We start from the raw sequence: 25,393 nt of genomic DNA on the forward strand, positions 1-25,393 counted from the left end.
GCCCCTATTCGCTTTTGCTCAAATAGGGGCTTATTGTCTATGAATCTATTTCTTCGTTTTGTTGGCGATTTCCATTGCACGATTTGTTCCTTCAGCCGCCTGATCAAGTACTTCTTTTGGGGCTTTTCCTTGATAGAGATTTTCTAACGCAGTGACAACCTGCTGGCGTGATTCCGGGAAGACTGAAATTAGCGCACCTTGTGTCGCCAGGCCTGGTACCGTGTCTTGCAACTGATCTACAGTTACTTTGTACTGCGGGAATTCTGCCCACTTCGCTTTTACGTTCTCTTCATCATAGGCCTTTGGATTAATGGCGAAATAGCCTGTATCCAAATGCCATTGTGCCTGCACTTCTGGCGTTGTTAAATATTTCATGAACTCCCATGCCGCTTCTTGTTCTTTCTCAGCGATTCCTTTGGACATCCAAAGTGAAGCACCGCCAATAACAACACCATTTCGCTCCACTTCATCCGCATGTGGGATATAGGCAACCCCTACGTCAAATGGCGCTGTCGTGATGGCACCTGCTACTCCTGCTGATGAATCCATGTACATAGCGACTTTTCCGGATGCAAATGCTGCGCGAATGTCATCCCAGTTCGTTCCGAAGTTACCGAATGTACCGGCTTTATTCATAGTATCCAAAAAGTTAAAGACGTTAAGTCCTTCTGGTCCGTTAAAGAGTGCTTCTGTTGCGTCACCTGAACGTCCATTGTCTTCATTGACATATAATCCACCTTGCGTTGCTACGAGCTGTTCGAAGAACCAACCATACGTCAACATGGAGAATCCATACATCTCACCCTTTTTCAGTTTTGCTGCCGCATCGATTACCTCTGAAAACGTTTCGGGTGCTTTTTCAGGATCAAGTCCTGCTTCATTGAATGCATCTTTGTTGTAGACCATTACCGGAGTCGATGAGTTGAATGGCATTGAATAGAGTTCTCCGTCGACTTTATAGTAATTTAAAATATTTTCTTCGAGTTGTGATAAATCATAATTATCTTTGTCGATGAACGACTGTATTGGCTCAATATATCCGCTGTCTATCATATACTTTGTGCCGACTTCAAACACCTGTGTAATGGCTGGCGCGTCTTTTGTACCCCCGACACCACGTAGTTTTGTCAGTGATTCTTCATAAGTCCCTTGGAATTCGGCTACAACTTCATACTTATCCTGTGAGTCATTAAAACCTTTGACGATTGAATCGAGTGATACCTGCCCCGTGCCGGACATCGCATGCCAAAATTCAATGGACACTTTCTCATCCTCTGTTACTGTTCCTTCGCTTGTTGCTGGTTTTGACGTTTCCGCCTCTTCTTCATCTGTATCATTATCGCTATTCGTACACGCTGTGAGAACCGCTAAACTCAAAATAAGAAGCCAGAAAATTGATGATTTCAACATTTTCATCCTACTTTGCACCCCTTTGTCATAGTAGTAAACATTATTTTAACGCACCTTGAGACAACCCTTTCTGCAACTGCTTTTGTCCGATAAATAACAATAATAATGTCGGAATAATGACTACGATTACACCTGCCATAACCACCCCCCATTCTGTTCCCGTTTCTTGCGACTGTAATTGCTTCAAACCAATTTGAACGGTTCTCACGGACTTATTTGTCGTAATAAGCAACGGCCATAAATACATATTCCATGTCGTCAAAAAACCATAAGCACCAAGCGTGACCAAACTCGTTTTCGAAACTGGTAGAATCACACGTCGGAAAAAGGCGAATTTACTTAAGCCCGCAATTTGAGACGCTTCGTGCAACTCTTTCGGTATCGTTTTGAAATGTTGTCTTAGCAGGAACGTTCCAAACGCCAGTGCGAAAAATGGCAGCGTCAGTCCTTGATACGTATTGAGCCAATCAAGTTTTTGGATTGTGAATTTGTTTGGAATCATTGTTGCTTCCCACGGGATCATCATTGTTGATATGAACAGGAAAAAGATGAAGTCACGCCCTTTGAACTGGATGAAAACGAACGCATAAGCAGCAAGACTACACACCGCCAGTTGCCCCAGCATGACGCTTATGGAAACGATGAAACTGTTCAATAAATAATTCAACAATGGCAACCTATCAAATACTTTAATATAGTTATCCAAACTAAATGACTGCGGTAGAAACTTCCCCTGTAATAGCTCTGGTCCAGTCATAAATGAAATCAAGAACGCATACATAACTGGAAAGAATACAAGAAATGACGTAACAATTAGCAGGAAGTAGATCCAAATCTTTTTAGGAAGGCTTGTTGTCATTGGTAATGAACCCTCCTTTCTCCTAGTTTAAATTGAAGAATCGTTACAATTAGAATAATGATAAACAAAGTGACTGCCTGTGCACTTGCTGTTCCAAACTGATAATTGATGAAGGCTTCACGATAAATGGAGTAAACAATAAGATTCGTCGACGCCGACGGACCTCCTTGCGTCAAAATATCAATCTGTCCGAACGACTGGAACGCATTAATGAGCGAAATAGTAATGATGAAAAACAAAGTTGGCGACAACATCGGAAGTGTAATTCGACGTAATCGGTAAAAGTATCCTGCCCCATCTATCCTGGAACTTTCATAAAGATGCTCATCAATATTTTGTAACCCTCCGAGTAAAATGAGAAACGAAAAGCCAATGTTCATCCAAATCGTCGAAATGGAGACAGATAGAAGTGCCCATTCCGGATCGAGCAACCACTGTATTTGTGGCAAATTCAGCAAGCTCAGCATCCGGTTGAACATCCCCATACTCGGATTAAACATGAATAACCAGATCACGGATGAAGCAGCTACAGATATTCCCATTGTCGACGAATACACTGTTCGAAAGAATCCGATCCCTTTCAGCTTTTCACTTGCTAATAAGGCGAAGAATAGCGCTAAGACGATACCAATTGGCACTGTGTATAAGACAAACAACCCTGTTGCTTTCATACTGTTGATAAATGCTGTGGACTCTAGTAAATAAGTATAGTTTTCAAAACCTACCCATATCGCGGCGTCACCATTTTGGTCAGTTAAGAAAAAACTTAAGTAAATTGTTCTAAACATTGGGTAGAAGACAAATACTGAAAAAAGAAGTATTGATGGCAGTAAATAAAGAAGCGCGGTTCTGCCATTCACCGTCTTTCTCCAGATTCCGGGCTTTTCAAGCGTAGTCATACTAGCACCTCTTTGCCGAATACGATGTTTCCAAGGTCCGTCGGCTTTTTGATTAAGTCTCCCGTTCTAGCTTCAAAGAGACAAAATGCACCGTAGTCAATAAGGATTGGAATCGAATCACCAATATCGATATGCCATTGTCCACTCCATTTTGCCATCCATTCATTCGTGCCTAATTTGAATGAAAACACGGTTTCATTGCCCAAAACTTCTACGTTCGTTACGGTAACATACAGCTTATCCTCTTCTGGAGTTTCTTTTAATGCCGGTCTTAAATGTTCCGGTCGGATGCCCGCAATAAGTTGGTACTCGGGAATATCAATGATTTCCTCAGAAGGTACCGGCAAACGCAGTATATCTCCAATGACGATTGCTGATGCTTTTTTATCGGCATCGGCATACGCTAAATTCATTGGCGGTGAACCGATGAACGTGGCGACAAATGGATTGGCGGGATTGTTGTAAATATCAATCGGTTTTCCAACTTGTTGGATTTCCCCTTCATGAAGGATCATAATACGGTCCCCCATCGTCATCGCCTCAACTTGGTCATGCGTCACATAAATCATTGTAATACCAAGCTTTCGCTGGATCCGTCTGATTTCCGTACGCATATGAGCCCGCAATTTCGCATCCAAATTGGATAACGGTTCATCCATAAGGCAAATCGGCGATTCACTCACAATTGCACGAGCAAGCGCCACTCGCTGACGCTGACCACCCGACAGTTCGCGTGGCTTTCTTTTTAAGTAATCGGTGAGCCCCAACATTTTAGCCACTTCTGCAGCCCTTTCTCGCTGTATAGCTTTCTTCACTTTTTTCACATCGAGCCCAAATGTAATATTTTGTTGAACTGTCAAATGTGGATAGAGCGCATAGTTTTGGAATACCATGGAAAGGTCACGCTTATCGGGTGATAAATGATTGGCAACCTGATCACCGATTTTAAGCGTACCACTCGTAATATTCTCAAGACCCGCAATCATCCGTAGCATTGTACTTTTCCCACAACCGGATGGACCGACAAGGACAAAAAATTCGCCAGGTTCGATGGTTACGTCTATATTGGAAATAACGTCTATTTGTTTATCGTAAGACTTCGAAACGTTAATAAGTTCTACTTTTTTCACAAATTCAATCCCTTTCCAATTGAAAATCCGATACGCACTTATGCATTTACAAGGTGATTACTTCTGCCTATTGGTATAGCCTACTATAAAAGAATGCAACGTCTTTCATTATTTACTGAATCTTTATGAATATTTACATTTCCCTAACAAATGAGGAGTGATTGCAATGAAAAAAAGGACGCTACTGCTCTTACTTTTATTATCATTTGGTTGCATGAAGCTCTATGCTGAACGTCCTTCTTTACCTGATGATGAATTCCTCGTCATCGCTCACCGTGGGGCATCCGCCTATGCACCTCCTCACACGTTAGCCGCCTATGAGTTAGCTGTGCAGATGGGTTCAGACTATATCGAACTTGATTTACATATGACAAAGGACGGAAAACTTGTTGCGTTGCATGACTCCTACTTAACATTTCAGGATAATGAACAAGCTATTGCTGATGTGACGTTTAACGAACTTCAACTTTATTTGCCCGGTGAAGAATTTAACGAAACGAATCCTCGGTATGCTTCTCCTATTTATAAGCAATTGCGCATTATTGAATTGGAGGACATCCTGCTCCATTTTGGCGATTCGGTCAATTATTATATCGAGATGAAATCACCCAATAAGTATTCAGGTATTGAAGAAGAACTAGTGCGGCAGCTTCGGGCCAATAATCTTCTTTCTAGTGATGATGTACTACCAAAAGTGATCATTCAATCATTCAGCGAAAGTAGTTTGAAGAACATATTCGACATGGAACCGTCCATTCCGCTTATCAAATTATATTCATTCGATAAGGAAGCTCATCTTTCAAAAAAGAAAGTACGGCAACTCCTAAAGTATGCATCAGGTGTAGGTTTGAACGTAGATTCAGTGACAAAGGAATTTATCGAATCGATGCATAAAGAAGGCTTGGACGTCCATCCTTTTACCGTCAACGATGAAGAAACAATACGTAAACTTATAGAACTTGGAGCAGATGGCGTGTTCACTGATAAACCTGATATCGCCGTTCGTGTAAAATATGAAGAAAGCAGTTTGGATGCCCATTAGGATTCAAACTGCTTTTTTTCATTGAATGTTGACTGGATCTCGGAGTATCGTTTTCAACACTTTCCCACTGGCGTTCCTCGGGAGTGAAGCGAGAAATTCGATAACAGCTGGAATTTTGAAGGAAGCTAGCTGGCTTTTACAAAAATCGATGACTGCTTGTTCAGAAAGCATATTCTCTTCTTTCAATACGATGCACGCTTTCACTACCTCTCCGTATATTTCGTGAGGAATGCCAACGACTGCTGCTTCAAGTACCTCCGGAATGGCATACAAGACTTCTTCCACTTCTACCGGATATACATTTTCTCCCCCGCGGATAATCATATCCTTTTTTCTGTCCACAATATAAAGCAGACCGTCTTCATCAAAACGACCGAGATCACCACTGTACATCCAGCCATCTTTTATCGTTCGTGCGGTTTCTTCTTCATTTCTCAAATACCCTTTCATCACTTGAGGACCTTTTACAGCAATTTCACCTACTTGACCCGCTGGAAGCGGTCTACCTAACTCATCCATTACCTGTATTTCAGTTTGCGGCAATGGTTTGCCTACAGAACCGATTTTCGACAATGCATATTGATCTTTTAGCGTCGTCGCTCCAGGTGAGTTTTCCGTCTGCCCATACAAGTTTTGTACATTGACATCTGGGAACAACGCTTTCACTTTTTTCACAAGTTCATAAGGCATTGGTGCCGCGCCATAACAGAACAGTCTCAAATTGGATAAATCCGATTTTTCCAGTGACGGCGTATTCAAAAGAATGCTGTACATGGCCGGCACTCCGAAAAATATCGTCGCGCGTTGTTGCTCCATCGTTCGAATTGTTGCTTCAGGAGAAAACGCTTCTTCAATGATGACCATTCCACCTCTGTAAATGACGGGTATGCTAAATACATGACTTGCCGCACAGTGAAAAAGCGGCGCCACGATATGCACTCGATCATTGTGGTCCATCTCCATCGATTCACTCCATATTTCAGCGGCTGCCGCAATGTTTCTGTTAGTCAACATAACGCCTTTTGGTCGGCCAGTTGTGCCAGATGTGTAAAAGACAACCGCTGTATCAGCATCGAGTGATTCCCGTTGTTCTGCATGACGCTGTTCACCGTCAATAATAGCTTCGAATTGATGATTAGTGACCAATTTATGTTGTAATGCTGGCAACTTACCTTCGAGTAAATTAAACACCATTGCCAGCCGCTCATCATAAATGAGCCCTTTCGCTTCTGAATGCGCTAAAATATAGTTCATTTCAGGTGCAGTCAATTTCGTATTAATCGGTAGCGCTGTAAATCCACCTATTTGGCATGCATAGTAACATATTAAAAAGGAATCTGAATTCAATAGACAGAATGCTAAAATATCATCTTTCACATATCCTAAATCTTGAAAATGCCTTGCTAGATTCTCAGCTTTACGATAGAAATCTCCGTATGAAGTATCTTTTCCATTAAACGATGTAATAACTCTTTCTGGATGTGCTTCGGAAGTAACCTTCAGTTTCTCTGCAATATACATTGACAGACCCCCTTTTAAATATTTTTACATTTATTAGATAATTATAATAAGTTAAATAATTTAACGCAAGGTAATTGGTAGTGTGTACAAAACCTTTCTTATGTTGAAAATATATTATAGGATAGTAATAGCGTGATTTCATGATGAATACAACTCTATGTGGTGAGATAGAGATAGCTTTCAAATACGCTTTGGCGCTAGGGGATGCCTCCCGCCATAAGCCTGATTACTGCGCTATCAGTCTTATAGCTTCGGCTACCCCTGTTAGGCGCCTTCGCTGAGTTTTCATAGCAAAACAGTCACCAGTAACATGGAGAAAAATGCTTCGTGTCGGTTACTGACACCACACTTTGGGTACCAAGACATAGACTGAAAATCTCTAGGAGCATATGGAACATAGAGTTTCCTTTCAAATACGCTTTGGCGCTAGGGGATGCCTCCCGCCATAAGCCTGATTGCTGCGCTATCAGTCTTATAGCTTCGGCTACCCCTGTTAGGCGCCTTCGCTGAGTTTTCATAGCAAAACAGTGACCAGTAACATGGAGAAAATGCTTCGTGTCGGTTACTGACACCACACTTTGGATACCAAGACATAGACTGAAAATCTCTAGGAGCATATGGAACATAGAGTTTCCTTTCAAATACGCTTTGGCGCTAGGGGATGCCTCCCGCCATAAGCCTGACCGCTGCGCTATCAGTCTTATAGCTTCGGCTACCCCTGTTAGGCGCCTTCGCTGAGTTTTCACATGTCATATCTATACTCAATATATAAAAACAGAAAGAGGCGATAAGCGTGGCAAAAGCGTTCAATAAGATATTCTGGGGTTCACTCCTCGTATTCTTCAATTTTTACATCAATAATTTTGATATCTTACCTAACTTCCTTGGTTATCTATTCATCTATTTAGGTTTGACAGGTTTAATGTCCTATTCGGATCAGTTTTCGAAAGCGAAAACTTACGTACTAATACTGGGAGTGGTATCAATCCCTTTAATTTACCAATTCGAGGCGCACATAACAGAACAGATAGAGATGACGACAAACACCTATATACTGATGGCTATATACATGGTTGTCGCGTTTGTCCAACTGGGATTTGTCTATCACTTTATGCGTGGACTTTTGGAAATCGCACAAGTAGCCCCGTTCACATCACTTGAAAAGAAGACGGGTACTTTACTGCGTTTTTATATTATCCTGACAATAGTTACACAAATCATTTCACTGCTCATTTTAATCTCACACGCTTTCGCTTTATCTTTAGCTCCAATCATATTAGTACTAGCGATTGTGTCCTTTATTGTCGAAATCATATTGCTTGTGTTGATTCGTCAATTTCGGTCAAAAAGCTTAGAACAAGACATGAATTGAAAAATCCTGTAAGAAGTAAATTCACTTCTTACAGGATTTTTTGTATGGGTTATTTAGTTCCATCTAATAATGCATTCAATACACAAACCAAATGGTACCTGTCCATAGGTGCAGTAACTGGCATACAGATATGCCAGATTTGACGACCCGAAATAATGGAAGCATATCGCGTCTCAGAATGCACAAACACGTATATTTACAGACACCAAAGCTTGGCGGAGTTGATAAGCACTGGACACCACACCCTGTCCTTCGCCATAGAAACAAATTGTATCTGTCTGTAATGAAATCACATCTCCAGTTATTGTTTGCACCTACTTGTTTAACATACTATCCATCACATATATCTCGATTTCTTCGTATGCATGGAGGACCGTTTCAGGCAATAACCTAGAGCTTAATGTGCATTCTGCAATTATGATTCATCAGCAGCTAGCACTTCGATGCATACGGTGACGCCTTTTTTCAAATCTTCATGTGACCAGCTTGGAATTTTTCCGTGCTCAATCGCCAATTCGTGCGAAGCAGGTATATGAAGAAAACCCGATTTCATCGTTGGTCGTTGTGTGGCCGCGTAATGGAGTCCTTCATACATAACATTGTTGCATAGATATGTACCTGCAGTGTTTGAAACTTCAGCTGGCAGTCCTTCTTCTAGTAACCGGTCCACCATCGCGCGGACTGGCAGCGTTGACATATACCCCGCTTCACCTTGCGCTTGAATCTCTTCATCGACGGGCGTATTGCCATTATTATCGGGCTCGCCGTCTTTTACATTAATCGCAATCCGTTCAGGCGTCATTTTATAACGGCCCCCTGCAAGCCCCAATGAAAGCACTGCATCTGGTTTTAGCGCTTCAATATGCGTAAGGAGTTGCTCGCCAGATGATTGGAAGTCTACCGTCAACACTTCACTGTGAATTTTGTAATTGCCAATCACTTTGCCATGTAGTTCTTCAACGATTTTCATTGTCGGATTAACGGTGAATTTTAAAAAGGGTTCAAACCCTGTAAGTAATAGTGTTTTCATCCTGATAGCCTTCTTTCTTATAATTACGAACTAAATATTCCCTTCGCTCAATTTCCACATGCATACATAAGCTCTATTTATACAGAAGGGTTGTTGTAACTATAACGATAATCAGCTAACTTCACAATACTCTATTAATTATTCATGTTGGCTGGCCATCCAAGTAGTTATACGCGCGTCAATAGACGATATGATTGGTCTGAGACGTTATATGATTGCTTGTCAAGGTTGTACGATCTGTCCACACGCTTATATGATCGACCAACAAGGCTATATGATCGGTACGCATGCTTATATGATAGCTCACCCCCTTTTCCCAACACAAAAAGGGCTACCCGTTAAAGGATAGCGCACATTATTTCCTTATTCAAACAACTGCCGTTCCGGTTGCTTCAAAGCTGTTTTTTTAACTTCCAGATATCCGTCGCATAATCTTGGATTGTTCGGTCGCTGGAGAACTTTCCTGAGTGAGCGACATTCGTAACACTCTTATGGAGCCAGGATAATTTATCACGGTACGTCTGCTCCACTAGTTCGTGAGTTTCAAGATAAGGTTCAAAATCTTTCAAGACAAAATAAGGATCATTTTGGGAGAGAATATTGTAATAAATATCTTTAAACTCTATTTCATGCGATCCAAATTCCCCCTGATTTAATTGATCTAAAATCCGGCTAATCCTGTCATCCGTATTGTAAATATCTGTAGCATTATAACCGCCATGTTGATAGTAATTCAATACTTCATCTGCTTTTAAACCGAAAATGAAAATATTTTCATTGCCAACGGCCTCTTTAATTTCAACATTTGCACCATCCAGCGTACCAATTGTTAAAGCACCGTTCATCATCATTTTCATGTTGCCAGTACCTGATGCTTCCTTACTCGCAGTTGATATCTGTTCACTAATATCGGCTGCCGGAATAATTTTTTCAGCAAGGCTAACATTATAATTTTCTAAAAAAACAACTTTCAGCTTACCTTGAATACCCGCGTCATGATTCACAATCGAAGCCACCTTATTAATAAGCTTGATCACTTCTTTCGCTAAATGGTAGCTCGGTGCGGCCTTAGCTCCGAAAATAAATGTACGGGGAATCATATCTAGATTTGGATTTTCTTTTAGCTCATTGTATAAATAAATAATGTGGAAAATGTTAAGCAACTGACGTTTGTATTCATGAAGTCGCTTAATTTGTACATCAAAAATTGATTGATCATCCACTAAAATACCCGTGCGCTCATGAATGAGGTTAGCTAATACTTGCTTATTTTCATGCTTCACTTGATGAAATTTCTCTAAAAATGAAGCATCCTTCGAATACTTTAATAAGCTGATAAGCTGTTTGGGGCGTTGTATCCACTGTGGACCAATTGACTCTGTTATAAGTCCTGATAATTTGGGGTTTGCTTGCAACAGCCAACGGCGATGGGTGATTCCGTTCGTCTTATTATTAAAACGATCTGGGAAAAGTTCATAAAAATTCTTCATTTCCTTTTTCTTTAAAATATCCGTATGAATTTGTGCGACTCCATTCACACTGAAGCTACCCACAATTGCGAGCCGCGCCATGTGGATTTGCTCATCAGCGATAATTGCTAGCTCCGGAATTTTCTCCCTAAGCTCCATATGATCAAACCAGAGTCCTTTACAAAAACGCTCGTTGATTTCATTAATAATCATATAAATACGTGGAAGTAGATGCTCCATCATTCCTTTGGGCCAGGTTTCAAGCGCTTCACTCAATGTCGTATGATTCGTGTAGGCAATTACTTTTGTCGTTACTTCCCACGCACTGTCCCAACTGAAGTGCTCTTCATCCATAAGAATTCTCATTAATTCAGGGATTGCTAGAGTTGGGTGAGTATCATTCACTTGAACAACCACTTTTTCAGGTAAATACTTTAACGATTTTTGATGATTCTTTTTAAAGTCCTTAATGATATTTTGTATACTGGAAGAAACAAGGAAATACTGTTGCTTTAAGCGCAACTCTTTTCCTTCATACTTCGAATCATCGGGGTATAAATACCCTGAAATTTGCTCAATCGAGTGCTTATGATCAAGGTCATGGTAATAATGCATTCCTTCTTCTGATGAACCATCCCGATCTTGACCAACTGATTCTGCACTCCAAAGACGAAGTGTATTGATTACTTCATTTTTATAGCCAACAACAGGAATATCATAAGGTATCGCTATTACCTTATCTGTATTTTCATGTTTAAATTCAATATTTCCATCATTCCGCTGAAACATATGTACGTTTCCGTGATAATGAATGCAAATAGCTTCGTCCTCTTTTCGTGTTTCCCAGGCGTACTGATCCTTTAACCAATAATCCGGAAGCTCAACCTGGTTACCATGGATAATTCGCTGTTCGAATAAACCGTAACGATATCTTATTCCGAAACCATGTCCAGGATATTTAAGTGAGGCTAATGAATCAAGAAAACAAGCCGCTAATCGACCTAAGCCACCATTCCCTAATCCAGCATCATGCTCTTGAGCATAAATGTTATCAGGGTCTAACCCTAACTGCTTTAGCGCCTCATTTGATAGTTCAAGCATCCCACAATTAAGCAGGTTACTTTCAATTAAACTACCAACTAAAAACTCCATCGATAAATAATAAACTTGTTTACAGCTTTTCTCGTTATATCTTTTTTGAGTCAATTGCCAATGCGGTAGGATCTCCTCATTAACAATTGAAGCAATCACATAATAAATATCTTTACTGGTCGCATCCGCTACTTCTTTTCTTTTGTTTGTTTGTAATTTGCTAATGATCCGTTCTTTAAACTCATCCACAGTTAGTTCAAGCAAGATTCTGCCTCCTATACATTTATTAGCATTAATTGGTCGTATATATTCGCATAATCTCGAGCTGAATCTTGCCAGCTGAACTGACTTTTATTTACGTTTTTCACCAACACAGACCACTGAATAGGATCATGATAAATTCTTAAAGAATAGCGTAAGGTAGCCAATAAATCATCAGCATTGTAATTTGTAAAACTAAATCCATTTCCTTCACCAGTTATTTCGTTAAATGATAGAACTGTATCCTTCAGTCCCCCTGTTTCCCGCACAATTGGTACCGTTTTGTATTGTAAGGCAATGAGTTGGGCTAATCCACAAGGTTCAAACTTTGATGGCATTACAAAGAAATCTGCACTTGCATATAATTGTCGTGCTAATTCTTCATCAAATGCCAACAGGGTAACAAGTTTATTGGGTTGACAATCAGCAGCATCCGCAAAATATGTTTCGAATTCTTCATCACCGGTTCCTAAGATAATGAATTGAACATCTTCGTGGAGAAAATCATCTAAAATATGTTGAACAAGATGCAAGCCTTTTTGTTCAACAAGCCGAGTAATAATAATATAGAGCGGCTTTTCAGCGGCAATCGGCAATCCTAGTTTCTCTTGGATTATAATTTTATTATCCTTCTTTTTAGCCCTTGAAGAACGGTAGTTAACTGCAATTGCCGAATCTGTTTGAGGATTATAATCTTTAGTATCAATACCATTAAGCACACCGATTAAATCAGCGGACCGTTCCAAAAGAAATGGGTGAAGTTCTTCGCCATAGTAAGGATCTTTTATTTCTTCTCCATAACTAGGACTAACGGTTGTGATTTTATCTGCATGAAACAAACCGCTTTTCAAACAGTTCAACATCCCATTCCATTCAAAACCACCGATATGCTCTCGTGACATATCAAAGAAATCCTCAAATATATCGACTGGCATCATCCCTTGGTACTTAATATTATGAATTGTCATGACCGTTTTCATATCGGGAATTGGCTGAATGATTTTAGCAAGAGCAACAGCCATGCCCGCTTGCCAATCATGTGCGTGGAGTACATCCGGTTTAAAATCTAGATGGGTTATTGCTTCAATAACAGCACGACTAAAAAACAAGAACCTTTCACCGTCATCATAATACCCGTATACCCCTTTGCGGGTGAAATAATACTCATTTGAAACGAAGTAATACATAATATTATTATATTTTAAAGAATAAAGACTTGCTTCCGAATTACGCCACCCTAGCGGTACATTGAAGCTCATTTGATACTCCATTTGATTTCGCCATACTACCGGAATTTCATCATAAAGTGGAAGAATCACTCGAACCTCGATTCGCTCATTCTCTTTCAATGCTTGTGGAAGTGATCCGATCACATCTGCTAATCCACCAGTTTTAATAAAAGGTGTACATTCCGAAGCTACAAATAATACGTTTCTCATATGAAATCTTCCCTTTCCAACCAACGATTTCTTATTTTACATGACTTGTCTTTTTGCAATGACATATGGTTTTTCTTTCGATCCGATTAATTTTTGATTTGCGGTCACATGAACGTCTTTATCTAAAATTACATTCTCCAAATGAACACCTGCTTCAATTTTACAACGCTGCATGATAATCGAATTTTTTATCGTGGCTCCTTCTTCTACAGTTACACCTCGAAACAATACACTGCCCTCTACCTCGCCAGCAATAATACAACCATTTGCCAGAATTGATTTTTTGACACTCGCTTCATTACGATATTTCGTAGGTGGCTGATTTCCAACCTTCGTCCGAATAAATGGGAGTTTATAAAACAGTGCCTTATAATTCTCCTCAGATAATAGATTCATATTATGTCGATAATAACTCTCGATTGAATTGATAAACACACCGTACCCATTGTTCCTATAGGTTTGAACCTTTAACTTAGCAAGATTCTCTTTAATTCCATGGACAAAAAAATGATCTTGGTGGTGTGCGATACACTGGTCAACTAACGTCATTAATAAGTCTTTGTTTATAATATAAACACCCGTGAAAAGGTCGTTATTTTGCTTATCATTCGTGATAGTAGTGACCCAGCCACCCTCGTCTGCTTCAATACGAAAAGCAGAATCATGTTCAGTATTTAACGTCTCGACATGAGTAGAAATCAGCGTTACATCTGCTTTATTATCCAGATGACTTTTAAACGCATCTTGATAATTCGTATTTGATATAAATTGACTTCCGCTAATCAGCACATAAGAAGATTTTCCACGAGCAAAATAATCACGGTTATTGTGAAAAAAACTCAAATCGCCTTTTGAAATATCAGACGGATCGTTCCAGTCCGGTGGAAGTATAAACAAGCCTCCGTTCCGCTCATCCATCTCCCAGCTATCACCTGTTTGAAGATGATCCATTAAGGATCTATATTTATTGCGAGTAAAAATCGCGACTGACTCTACATTAGAATTCCCCATATTGGAAAGTGGAAAATCAATCAAACGATAACGACCTGCAAAAGGAATTGTGGCACCACTACGAAAATAAGTTAATTCATGAAAGTAATGATGCTCGTGTTCCAGATTAATAAGACCCATCATTGTGTTCATCTATTTTTTCCCCCTTAAATTGTATAGATAGGTTGAACTAAAGATTCCATTCAAATCCGCTGCGGCGCTCGGGGATGCCTCCCGCCCTAAGCCACGCAGCTTCGCCGCCAGTCTTAGGGCTTCGGCTCCCCCTGTTAAGGCGCCTTCGCTCAGTCTATATAGGTATTCATTTGTTCAACATATATTTATTCGGCACTATTTATTTCGAATTGACTAGGCGGTATATCTCACCAGTATAACGAACAAGTCTAGCGAAGAAGCGACACTAATGAAAGGCAGCCTAATATCGCCGCGTCCTGCGGCAAAGGCTGCACACCCGCTTCCTGCAGGCGCCGAAGCAATAAGACCTAGGAGGGATGTAGTTCAATCCCTCCCCAGCGAACTTCTGACGGTCTTATTGCGGAAGGCCATCACCAAGCGACTAAGCGGTGTTGGAAGAACACTCCATTTGTTAAGTGCCGAATATATAGTACCGATGTTCACAACGTCATTTTACTGAAGAGTCCAACAAGCCATTGTCCTACTATTTCTTGTCCTAATAACTTAACGATAAAATCTCCGTCAATGTATCTTGAGTGATCACGAGCGGCTCTTCATTGAGTCCAATGCTAATATGTGTTCCTTCAGGAATCTTTGTATTTTCCATTACAATCACTCGTTCTAAAATCGAATTCTTCCCCACCTCTACGCCAGGGTACAAGATTGATCGTTTTATCATGCTATCAGGCTGAATCACTACATTTTCAAATAATACAGAACTGTCAACTGTTCCACACACCCAACACCCCGAATTGATCAATGAATTCTTCACAACTGCAGTTTCCCCGATATACTCTGGGGGTATGTTCGTCTCGTTGGTGTATGTTCTCCAGTCCCCATTATTTAATAAGAGACTCCAATCTTCATCAAGCAGGTCCATATTGGCTTCCCAATAGCTTTGGATCGTACCGACATCCTTCCAATAACCTTCGAATCGATAAGCATACAAGCGAAGTTGATCATTAACCATTGCTGGAATAATATCCTTTCCGAAATCATGACTGGAGTGACTATTTTCGGCATCCTCCAATAAATAGGCTCTTAACGTTGCCCATGAAAATATATAAACGCCCATAGATGCTAAATTACTTTTCGGTTGTTGAGGTTTTTCATCAAATTCGTAGATGCGCATGTCATCGGTTGTATTCAAAATTCCAAACCGTGATGCTTCTTCCAAAGGCACCGGGATTGCAGAAATGGTGACATCAGCACCCGTTTGTTTATGATCTTCCAACATTGCTGCGTAATCCATTTGATAAATATGATCACCTGAAACGACAAGGACATATTCTGGGTCATGCCGGTCGATAAAATGAATATTTTGATAGATTGCATCAGCCGTGCCAGAATACCAGTTTCCTCCGTCTTTCGCTGTATAAGGGGAAAGTATCGCCACACCCGTATTTTGCCGATTCAAGTTCCATGGTTTTCCATTCCCAATATGTTTGTTTAATTCAAGTGGTGAATATTGAGTCATCACGCCTAATGTCTTCAGTCCTGAGTTTGTACAATTACTTAACGTGAAGTCAATAATTCGATACTTACCACCGAAGTGCACTGCTGGTTTCGCTAAGTTGTTCGTTAATTTGCCTAAACGTTTCCCTTCTCCGCCAGCCAACAACATGCCCACACAATCTTTCATTAATTAGCCTCCTCGATAAATTCCGGTGTTTTTTTGCATTTAAAAATAGTGATAGCTAAAGGTGGTACCTTTATTTTTATATGTTGTGATAATCTGTGCCATTCTTGTGGAACACTAAAGTGGTCAGCATCATTTACCTGTCCAGATCCCCCGAATTGAGTAGTATCTGAATTAAAAACTTCTAGATAAGTTCCAGGAGTTGGCACACCAATTTTATAGTCAAAAAGGACATCAGGTGTGAAATTGCAGACAATGATTAGTTCATCCCCTGGGCTTGTACTACGTCTACGAAAAGCAATCACACTTTGATTGATATTATGAGGATCGATCCACTCAAACCCTTCGGAATCATGGTCTAATTCATAAAGTTCTGGATATTCAAGATAGAAATGATTGAGCGCTTTGACATAGTTAAACATCGCTTTATGAAGTGGATAATCCAATAGATGCCAATCCAATTGTTCTTGATCCTTCCATTCAGCGTACTGTGCTAGCTCACCACCCATAAATAACAACTTTTTACCAGGGTGCGCCATCATATAGCCATATAGCAATCTAAGATTTGCAAACTGCCGCCACTGGTCACCAGGCATTTTATCCAGCAATGATTTTTTACCATGAACGACCTCATCGTGTGACAGCGGTAGTAGAAAGTTTTCCGTATGTGTATACATTAATGAAAAAGTCAGCAAATTGTGATGCCATTTACGGTAAACTGGATCAGCTTCCATATATGTAAGCGTGTCGTTCATCCAGCCCATATTCCATTTGAAATTAAAACCAAGCCCTCCTACATGTGTAGGTGCCGTAACAAGTGGTAAATCTGAACTGTCTTCAGCCATCATCATTACGCCAGGCTCAAATGAAAAAATAACTTCATTTAATTTGCGAATAAAGGCATATGCTTCAAGATTTTCATCTCCACCGTATGAATTGTAGATTTTATCCTTGTCTTCTGATTTATCGAAGTTAAGATAGAGCATACTAGCTACTGCATCTACACGAATCCCATCGATATGGTATTCTTCCAGCCAAAAAAGCGCATTAGAGATTAAAAAACTTTGTACTTCAGGTCGCCCAAAGTCGAAGGTTAATGTTCCCCACAATTTTTTTTCGGCTTTACGAGGATCAGCATATTCATATAATGGCTCCCCATCAAATTGACGAAGTGCAAAAGCATCCTTACAAAAGTGACCAGGAACCCAGTCCATAATTACACCGATGTTCTGTTGATGGCACTGATCAACAAAGTATTTAAATTCATCACGTGGACCATAACGTGACGTGACTGAATAATACCCAGTTATTTGATAACCCCACGACAGATCAAATGGATGCTCCGCAAGTGGCAGTAATTCAATATGTGTATAGCCTAGCGATTTTACATATGGAACCAATTGATCAGCAAGTTCGCGATATGAATAAAATTCACCGACTTCGTTTGTTTTCCATGAGCCTAAATGAACTTCATAAATCGATACTGGAGATGTATAAACATCAAACGTTTTCTTTTCTTCTTGCCACTCATCATCACTCCACTCATATCCGGATAGAGTCGGGGTTAAAGATGCCGTTTCTGGCCGAAGTTCAGATTGAAGAGCATATGGATCTGCTTTCAATAGCACCTGACCATTCTTCGATACAATTTCATATTTATAAGGGATGTTTTCGGGAATGTCCGTATAAAAACCAATCCATAGCCCTTCATTCGTAATTCTCTTTAATGAGTGGAAACTGCCTGTCCATTGATTAAAGTCACCGACTACATGGATTTCTTTGGCGTTAGGTGCCCACACTACAAATCGATAACCTTGTGTGCCTTCCCATTCAATAGTATGGCAACCCAATAATTGGTGACTATGATAATTAGTACCTTGGTGAAATAAAAATATATCCTGTTCTGAAATATTGTAATACATCGTGCTGACTCCTTTCCTGAGCCAATTAAGATTATATTCATGAAGGTTTAAGAATATGACTATTTCTTCTTTATCGCAGATCATCTATCATTTACTTCTTTGAAATAGCTGGATATAGGAAAGACATAACTTTCATAATCTTATGCAGCTACAATCGGAAGAACAAAATCGCTGTAGTCTAGACGTGAAATTTCTATATTGCAGCTTATCCAAAGTACGTGATTTTATAGTTTCCTAAGCCAGGTGGAAACCTTATTGCTAAGAGTTACAACAAATCTATGTTAACAGATAATTTTGCAAATAAATTTTAAATCGTTCTACAAATTTCTTTTATAGTCAATTTTAATGTAAGTTAATGTCGAATGAATGACTTAACTCTCACTCCATATATAAATCCATCGTATTGTTTAAACTATAAATAGGTTGACAATAACTTCATTGAAGAAAAAATTTATCCATTTTCAGTTGAAGTTTAGATAAGTTTCTAAAATGGGGGTAGAACATATACTAAGAATAAGCAAGTGTGAACGGAAATAGTGGAGGTAGATTTTAGGTATCGGCAATAGGGACATTTGCGCTCGTATGTCCTGTATGTTAGTTCTAAACAAGAAAAGGGGTTGCTTTTGTGGAAACTCATGTAGCTTGGATCGATGATGTTCACGTGTTAACCGTTATCGTGAACGATATATCAATATTGCTACACACGGAAGAACCACCCGTCATTTATTGGGCAGCAAAAGAGAAGTACTTTTTGACAAAGGTTGAAAATGTAAACGCCGATTCCACTGTAAGGATCATTCTTCTAGAAGAACTGCCAATCGGAGAAAGTCTTGTGCTTTTATGGGGCACAGTGAAGATTCCTGTTTATCCTAGAGCAATCGTCCGAACTGATTGGTTTGATCGACACTATTCCAATTTGAATACTAAATTAGGGACTGAGTACGAAGACTCGGCAACCACATTCTCTATTTGGGCCCCGACGGCTACTTCTGTAAATTTACATTTAGATAATCGATATTTTTTATTAAATCGACAAAAAAATGGTCTATGGCAAATAAAAATCTATGGTGATTGGCATGGTTTTACTTATAATTATAAAATCATCGTCAATGGACAAACGACACATGTGAATGACCCATATGCGAAAGCTATGCTTGCGAACAGTGAAAAAAGCGTAATTATAGCCCCTACTAGAACAGGTCTGCCTAACTTTAGCAAACGAAACAGGCCAAAACTTCAAAATTTACAAGATGCAATTATATACGAGTTACATGTAAGAGATGCAACAAATCAAGAAGAAAGTGGGGTCGTTAATCGAGGTAAATATTTAGGTTTGACAGAAACAGCTACAACAACAAAAAATGGTTTTTCAACAGCGCTCACTTATATGAAAGAACTAGGGTGCACGCATGTTCAACTTTTACCAATTAATGATTTTGCACGTGTAGATGAGACTAGTCCGAACGATGAATATAATTGGGGGTATGATCCATTATACTTTCAAGTACCAGAAGGTAGTTATTCCATGACACCTAATGATCCCGTAGCAAGAATCATTGAATGTAAAAAGATGATTCAAGCGTTTCATCAAGAAGAAATCGCAGTCATTCTTGATGTCGTTTATAATCATGTTTTTATCATGGAAGAATCCCCATTTGAAAAACTTGTTCCTGGATATTACTTCAGGTATCACAGTGATGGAAGCCTTAGCAATGGAACTGGGGTAGGTAATGATTTTGCAACAGAGCGAGCAATGGCGCGAAAATTCATAGTAGATACGATTGATTTTTGGCTTAATGAATATCATGTAGATGGATTCAGGTTTGATTTAATGGGGGCCATCGACATCGAGACAATGAACCAAATTCATGAACGCTGTAAAGAAGAAGCAATTCCGATTATGCTATTAGGTGAAGGTTGGGATCTTCCAACTTCATTAGCTTCAGAAAAGAAAGCTACTTCCATGCACTCCAATCAATTAACAGGTATCAAATTTTTCAATGACTATTTCCGCGATTCTCTCAAAGGTCAGTTATTTAACAAATACGATACTGGTTATGTAAATGGTCAAGGCCGTTTCATCGAAAGGCTACCCCACCTCGTATCTGGAACCGCTTTAGAAGAATTTGGTGCACCATTCGTGTCCGATGTGAATCAAACGATTAACTATGTCGAATGTCACGATAACCATACACTATGGGATCGGCTTCTACTTAGCAATGATCAAGACAGCGAATTAACGCGTAAGAAAATGCACCAACTTGCTTCAGGTATTACGTTATTAAGCCAAGGGATTCCGTTTATCCATGCCGGTCAAGAATGGTTTAGAACTAAACAGGGCGATGAGAATAGCTATATTTCCGGTGATCAGATCAATCAATTAGATTGGCTGAAAAGAGAATTAGAAGATGAAAATGTTGAATTTATTAAAACGTTGATTGCACTACGAAAAAAATATGATGTATTTCGCCTTACTTCTAAACAAGATATTAGGAGAAGATTATATATATTAGACACGCCCGCTCCTGTTTTTGGCTTCACATTACTTGGAGATAACGAAGACTTTGCAATCTATATTAATCCAACAAAAATAGTCTATCAGTTACGCTTACCTTCATCAGCTAGGTGGCGAATTATGGCGAACAATAATTTTAATAAGAACTCAACTCAACAGGAAGTTAAAGGTGAATTTACTTCTGTTAATCCTTATGAGTTTGTCGTCTTAAAGAAATCACGGTAGAACGTATAAACAAGGGGAGCCAGATGCTTGGCTACCTCTTTTTGTTCGCTCCTTTTCACAGTGATCTACACGTGACAAGAGACGGAAAACTTATTGCGTTGCACGATTAGTTAACATTTCAGATACAAAACAAGCCCTTACTGATGTGACACGTCTGTTGATTAACCATTTTCTTGCATAAGATACTGGTAAGGTAGGCGCAAAATTCTTCATTTGGCCTAGTACGTTTCCGGCTCGCTTTCGGCTAAATTAATCACTACAGTTTTACCGAGGAAAGGGAGTAGCTAGAACGTTCAAGTGAAAATTACAGCTGCTTGAAAAATAAGAATAGATGACTTTTACAGAAGTTAAAAGTGCCCGAAGATACAATTTCGGGCACGCTTGCACGTTGTCCAATGCATTCCTTGATTACTTTTTGCAAACATCATGTGATGCCCTTTAGAAAGTGACACTTCTATAAATTTAAAAATGAAAATCCTTATAGAGAGGACTTGAACAGCCAAAATTGTATCTTTGACGGCCATTGTCCAGATATGAAGCCAACTATTCTTTCATCAAAAAAACTTTAGCACTTCGTGTACCTGTGCCCTTGGAGAGAAGCGGATGAACGGCCCCCATAGGGATGCGAAGAGGTCACATCCCTATATTTCAAGATATCTCGGTAATTTCAGAGGAGTCGTTCAATCCAAGCGATCTAAAAGCAACTGTACCCGGAACGCCTAGTGTTTGATTAAGGTGTTTTTTGGTTATTTTTAGTCAATCGACACGTGTGACAGTACATCTTTAAAATACTTCACACTGCTCTTCACTTCACCGATCGCTCGTTCAGGCCAGTTCGTTTCGATGAAAATTTCCATCAGCTTGTCATATCGCCCTCCATATAATGCCGCCCATTCAAGCGCAACGACTCCTTCATAGAGTAAAGCCATAGTACGCATTAATTCCTTTGCTTCGATTGTTTGATTGTCAGGGTCCAAACTTGCAAATATTGTGAGGTCTTTTGCTAGTTTCTCCACTGCGTTAAATACCCGCAGTTTCCATGAACTTTCTGAAACAGAGTCTAACCTCTCTGTCATTTCATCAATGAACAGCAAGTGTGCACTGAATTTATTGACGAGTCTAAGGAGTTCCAATCCTAAAATATTCGCTGTCCCTTCCCAAACCGTCAATACTTGTGCATCGCGGAGTAACCTTGGAGTGACAAAATCTTCGATGTAACCATTGCCACCGTGCATTTCAATTGCTTCATGAGCGAAATGGATTGCCTGTTCCGCGGTTTCTTTTTTCACGAGCGCTATCTTCAAACGGTTCAATGCAGTTTCTTCTTCAGAAGCGTTCCCAGAACTTACTTTATCAAAGAGCTTAATGAGATCGAATGTGGTTGCCAGTTCGACTTCAAGTTTAGACTTCATTGTCGACAAACTTTCTTGGACCATTGGGAAATCAGTCAATTTTTTGCCGAAAGCATTGCGTTTTTCCGCATACATCAACGCCTCGTTGAACGCTCGGCGCATGATGCCAAGTGACGCGATGGCATTACAAATCCGCGATAAATTCAACGCTTCCATCATATAATAGAAGCCCTTTTTAGGATCACCTACGACATAAGCCAATGCACCGTCAAACTCTACTTCGCCGGATGGCACAGCACGCACACCTAGTTTGTCTTTCAATCTTCGAATCTTGATACCATTTGATGAGCCGTCGTCTTTTCTCCAGGGCACCGCGAATAAACTCAGTCCCCGCGAACCTTCTGCTGAACCTTCCATTCTAGCAAGAACCATCGCGACGCCAGCCATTCCGGCATTGGATGCAAAATACTTTTCGCCGGTTAAACGATAATTTTCACCGTCTGCCACTGCCTTCACGACATTGGCACCGACGTCTGAACCTCCTTGTCTTTCTGTTAAAAATGTCGCCCCTTCAAATAATTCCATATCACCCGTTGCACAAACATGTGGCAAGAACTTTTCTTTTACTTCGTCACTGGCATAATGATCAAGCAAATAAGCCGTTGCTTGCGTCAATGTTACTGGACAATGGAATCCTGGTTCCGCCTGTGACAGCAAATAGCCTTGTGCAAAACTGTATAAGTAGTTTCCCTTATGGCCAAGTTCCGGTATATCTTTATGAACATAGCCAACAATCCCTGTTCGATATGTTTCTTCCACTGTCTTCTTATAGCCTTCATTGACCCAAACACGTGAACTATCATCACCATATTTATCATATTTCTCGAGTCGAGGTTGCCCTTCGCGGTCCGTATGTTTGGCACGATCATCGATTTCATTGGCTACCAGTGAACCAAATTTCATTAATTCTTTATGGACATACTCGTAGAAATTAGGAGACAATGATTCTTTTAATAGTGTTTGTAATGTCTCATCATGCTCAAAAAAATTCAATGACATTTTAATTTCAGACCGTTGTTGTAAGACCATTTGCTTCGCCTTCTCTCAGTGGTTGTTTTAAAATCTTGCCGGATGCATTACGCGGAAGCGCCTCAACTTGTTCATATAAACGCGGCACTTTATACTGCGAAAGTTGTTCTTTCGCAAATTGTTTAATCTCTTCTAACTCCAACACTTCACTTGCAGAAAAGTAGGCTTTTACCGTTTCTCCCCATTCCGGATGCGGCACGCCAACTACAGCGACTTCATTAATCGCCGGATGTGTAATGAGTACTTCTTCGACTTCTTTAGGATAAATATTGACGCCGCCGGAAATGATTAAATCTTTTTTCCGATCGACAACCCAAATGTAACCGTCTTCATCAACTTTCGCCAAGTCGCCTGTTTTCAACCAGTCACCTATGAATGTTTCTGCAGTGGCTTCTTTATTGTTATAGTAGCCAAGCATATTGCCTTCCCCACGTAAAAGAATTTCCCCAACTTCTCCTTGTTGCACATCTTCCCCGCTAGGATTAACAATCCTAAACTCTGCGTGAAGTGCCGCCCGTTTCCCAATACTTCCTGCTTTCGTTTTATGTTCACTTGCGCTCAATAATGTACCGTTCGGACCCGCTTCTGTCAGTCCATAGACACATATGAAATTATCCGATTTGAACTTTTTCTGCACAAATTCAACTTCAGGTTGCGATAAAGGTGCGCTTCCGTAAATCCACCATTTCATCGAAGAAAAATCAGCTGTTTCCATCTTCGGGCTCTTCGCCGTCAATAAATATACGACAGGTGCTCCGAAGAAGTGTGTCGTTTTTTCCTGCTCAACGGTCTCAATTAAAAGATCCGGTGTGAATGTTGGCGTTAATACACTAGTTGCACCAACTATTAGCCCTGCCATGAAAAAAAGATGAATCGGTGCTGAATGGCTAAGTGGCATCATAATGAGCAAGCGGCTCTCCGGTTTAATTTCCATCTCGACACAAATCATTTGCGCAACTGTTAAGATGTTTTTATAACTGAATAACACGCCTTTCGGTTTACCTGTCGTTCCGGAAGTATATAAAATCGTTGATTCACTAGACTCCCGTAAATTGCATTCGATTGGAGAATCATTTTCATCGAGAACCGTTTTAAAACTGATCCAGCTGCTTTCTAACGCGGCACCGGTTTTGATTAATACTAATTCGCTGTCCAGCTTTTTCACCGATTCGAACAGTAACTCATGTACAATGAAGGCTTTTGCATCTGAGTTTTCAAGTACATACTCTACTTCTGGAAGCGTCATCTTAGCATTTATCGGAACAATGATTGCCCCAAGACGTTGAACCGCAAAGTAAGAAATAGTAAATTCTGGAACGTTCGGCATGTATAGGACTACTTTGTCTCCTTGTCCTATTGCGAGAGATTTTAACCCATGTGCAAACCGGTTCACAAGCTGATCAAGATCCCTATACGTATACCGTTTCCCCATTCCGATAACCGCTTCAGTTTGAGGATACTTCCTCGCATTCCGTTCCAATAATTGTGAACTGTTCATTTCCTTAATCCCCCTTTATGTTGGTTAGTTTTTCTGCGAACTGCACAAGTAATTGTTCCATTTCCCTCTTCATTTCTGTAAGTTCTTGAATCTTTGCTTCTACTTGTCCGATCTTTTCATGGCCGAAATGGATTGTCCGCTCCAATTGTTTGATCCCCGTCCGGTCTTTATCAAAAAGCAGAATCATCTCCTTTATTTCTTCCAGCGTGAATCCATACCTTTTCCCACGCAAGATAAGTTTTAACTTTACTAGTTCTGCTTTCGAGTAAATCCTACTGTTTCCCGCAGTCCTGTCGGGATGTAGTAAACCAAGCTCCTCGTAGTACCGAATTGTACGGGTCGACACATCATATGCTCGGGCCACTTTAGAAATATCCATCACTCTAGCTCCCCCTCGACCAGTTAGAATATTCAACTATATTACCAGTTTAACATTGACGTTAACGT

Annotated in this window: 17 protein-coding genes; 3 read left to right on the forward strand and 14 right to left on the reverse strand. The window is 40.1% G+C overall.

The features are described from left to right. Positions 1-45: 45 nt before the first annotated feature. From FQ087_RS11780 to FQ087_RS11795, 4 genes are read right to left on the reverse strand one after another with little or no spacing between them, the layout of a single operon-like run. On the reverse strand, positions 46-1,410 hold the full coding sequence (locus FQ087_RS11780; RefSeq protein WP_149580863.1) for an ABC transporter substrate-binding protein: 1,365 nt from the start codon (positions 1,408-1,410) through the stop codon (positions 46-48). A gap of 40 nt (positions 1,411-1,450) precedes the next feature. After that, positions 1,451-2,269 (reverse strand): carbohydrate ABC transporter permease, encoded by an 819-nt coding sequence (locus FQ087_RS11785; protein ID WP_149580622.1) that lies wholly within the window; start codon positions 2,267-2,269, stop codon positions 1,451-1,453. Continuing rightward, complete coding sequence (locus FQ087_RS11790; RefSeq protein ID WP_149580623.1) at positions 2,266-3,168, reverse strand: carbohydrate ABC transporter permease; 903 nt, start codon at positions 3,166-3,168, stop codon at positions 2,266-2,268. Before FQ087_RS11790 ends, FQ087_RS11785 begins: the two co-directional genes overlap by 4 nt. Continuing rightward, positions 3,165-4,298 carry an ABC transporter ATP-binding protein gene (locus tag FQ087_RS11795; RefSeq protein WP_149580624.1) on the reverse strand — a complete coding sequence of 378 codons (1,134 nt, stop codon included), beginning with the start codon at positions 4,296-4,298 and terminating at the stop codon, positions 3,165-3,167. Before FQ087_RS11795 ends, FQ087_RS11790 begins: the two co-directional genes overlap by 4 nt. Before the next feature lie 166 nt (positions 4,299-4,464). Between FQ087_RS11795 and FQ087_RS11800 the strand changes: the two genes are divergently transcribed. Continuing rightward, the gene (locus FQ087_RS11800) at positions 4,465-5,340 is read left to right on the forward strand and encodes a glycerophosphodiester phosphodiesterase family protein (protein WP_149580625.1); all 876 of its coding nucleotides are present in this window, start codon (positions 4,465-4,467) and stop codon (positions 5,338-5,340) included. Between the two features lie 18 nt (positions 5,341-5,358). On the opposite strand, the gene FQ087_RS11805 is transcribed toward FQ087_RS11800, so the two are convergent. Further along, positions 5,359-6,861, reverse strand: coding sequence for a class I adenylate-forming enzyme family protein (locus FQ087_RS11805; protein ID WP_149580626.1), 1,503 nt, complete (start codon positions 6,859-6,861; stop codon positions 5,359-5,361). Positions 6,862-7,654: 793 nt separating this feature from the next. Here FQ087_RS11805 and FQ087_RS11810 point away from each other — a divergent pair. Further along, on the forward strand, positions 7,655-8,233 hold the full coding sequence (locus tag FQ087_RS11810) for a hypothetical protein (RefSeq protein WP_149580627.1): 579 nt from the start codon (positions 7,655-7,657) through the stop codon (positions 8,231-8,233). Between the two features lie 415 nt (positions 8,234-8,648). Here the strand turns inward: FQ087_RS11810 and pcp are convergent, their stop codons facing one another. From pcp to glgB, 6 genes are all read right to left on the reverse strand, one after another. Further along, positions 8,649-9,263 (reverse strand): pyroglutamyl-peptidase I, encoded by a 615-nt coding sequence (gene pcp / locus FQ087_RS11815; protein ID WP_149580628.1) that lies wholly within the window; start codon positions 9,261-9,263, stop codon positions 8,649-8,651. A 392-nt stretch (positions 9,264-9,655) separates the two neighbouring features. Next, entirely contained in the window at positions 9,656-12,088 is a 2,433-nt protein-coding gene (locus FQ087_RS11820; protein ID WP_149580629.1) for a glycogen/starch/alpha-glucan phosphorylase, read from the reverse strand. A gap of 11 nt (positions 12,089-12,099) precedes the next feature. After that, entirely contained in the window at positions 12,100-13,524 is a 1,425-nt protein-coding gene (locus FQ087_RS11825) for a glycogen synthase (protein WP_149580630.1), read from the reverse strand. A gap of 36 nt (positions 13,525-13,560) precedes the next feature. Continuing rightward, positions 13,561-14,667, reverse strand: a complete 1,107-nt coding sequence (glgD, locus tag FQ087_RS11830) for a glucose-1-phosphate adenylyltransferase subunit GlgD (RefSeq protein ID WP_149580631.1) — start codon at positions 14,665-14,667, stop codon at positions 13,561-13,563. Positions 14,668-15,202: 535 nt separating this feature from the next. Further along, complete coding sequence (locus FQ087_RS11835; protein ID WP_149580632.1) at positions 15,203-16,348, reverse strand: glucose-1-phosphate adenylyltransferase; 1,146 nt, start codon at positions 16,346-16,348, stop codon at positions 15,203-15,205. Continuing rightward, on the reverse strand, positions 16,348-18,267 hold the full coding sequence (gene glgB / locus FQ087_RS11840; protein ID WP_149580633.1) for a 1,4-alpha-glucan branching protein GlgB: 1,920 nt from the start codon (positions 18,265-18,267) through the stop codon (positions 16,348-16,350). Before glgB ends, FQ087_RS11835 begins: the two co-directional genes overlap by 1 nt. 625 nt (positions 18,268-18,892) lie before the next feature. On the opposite strand from glgB, the gene pulA reads away from it, so the two are divergent. Then, a complete protein-coding gene (gene pulA / locus FQ087_RS11845; RefSeq protein WP_149580634.1) occupies positions 18,893-21,007 on the forward strand; it encodes a type I pullulanase in 2,115 nt (704 codons plus the stop codon). Between the two features lie 752 nt (positions 21,008-21,759). On the opposite strand, the gene FQ087_RS11850 is transcribed toward pulA, so the two are convergent. The 3 genes from FQ087_RS11850 to FQ087_RS11860 are packed head-to-tail and all read right to left on the reverse strand — an operon-like array spanning position 21,760 to position 25,328. Next, complete coding sequence (locus FQ087_RS11850) at positions 21,760-23,448, reverse strand: acyl-CoA dehydrogenase family protein (protein WP_149580635.1); 1,689 nt, start codon at positions 23,446-23,448, stop codon at positions 21,760-21,762. Further along, positions 23,426-24,946: a class I adenylate-forming enzyme family protein gene (locus tag FQ087_RS11855; RefSeq protein WP_149580636.1), complete on the reverse strand. Its 1,521-nt coding sequence runs from the start codon at positions 24,944-24,946 to the stop codon at positions 23,426-23,428. The genes FQ087_RS11850 and FQ087_RS11855 overlap by 23 nt, the downstream gene beginning before the upstream one ends. A 4-nt stretch (positions 24,947-24,950) precedes the next feature. Next, positions 24,951-25,328: a MerR family transcriptional regulator gene (locus FQ087_RS11860; protein ID WP_370456053.1), complete on the reverse strand. Its 378-nt coding sequence runs from the start codon at positions 25,326-25,328 to the stop codon at positions 24,951-24,953. Between the last annotated feature and the right edge of the window lie 65 nt (positions 25,329-25,393).

This window comes from Sporosarcina sp. ANT_H38 (assembly GCF_008369195.1).
Classification (GTDB): domain Bacteria; phylum Bacillota; class Bacilli; order Bacillales_A; family Planococcaceae; genus Sporosarcina.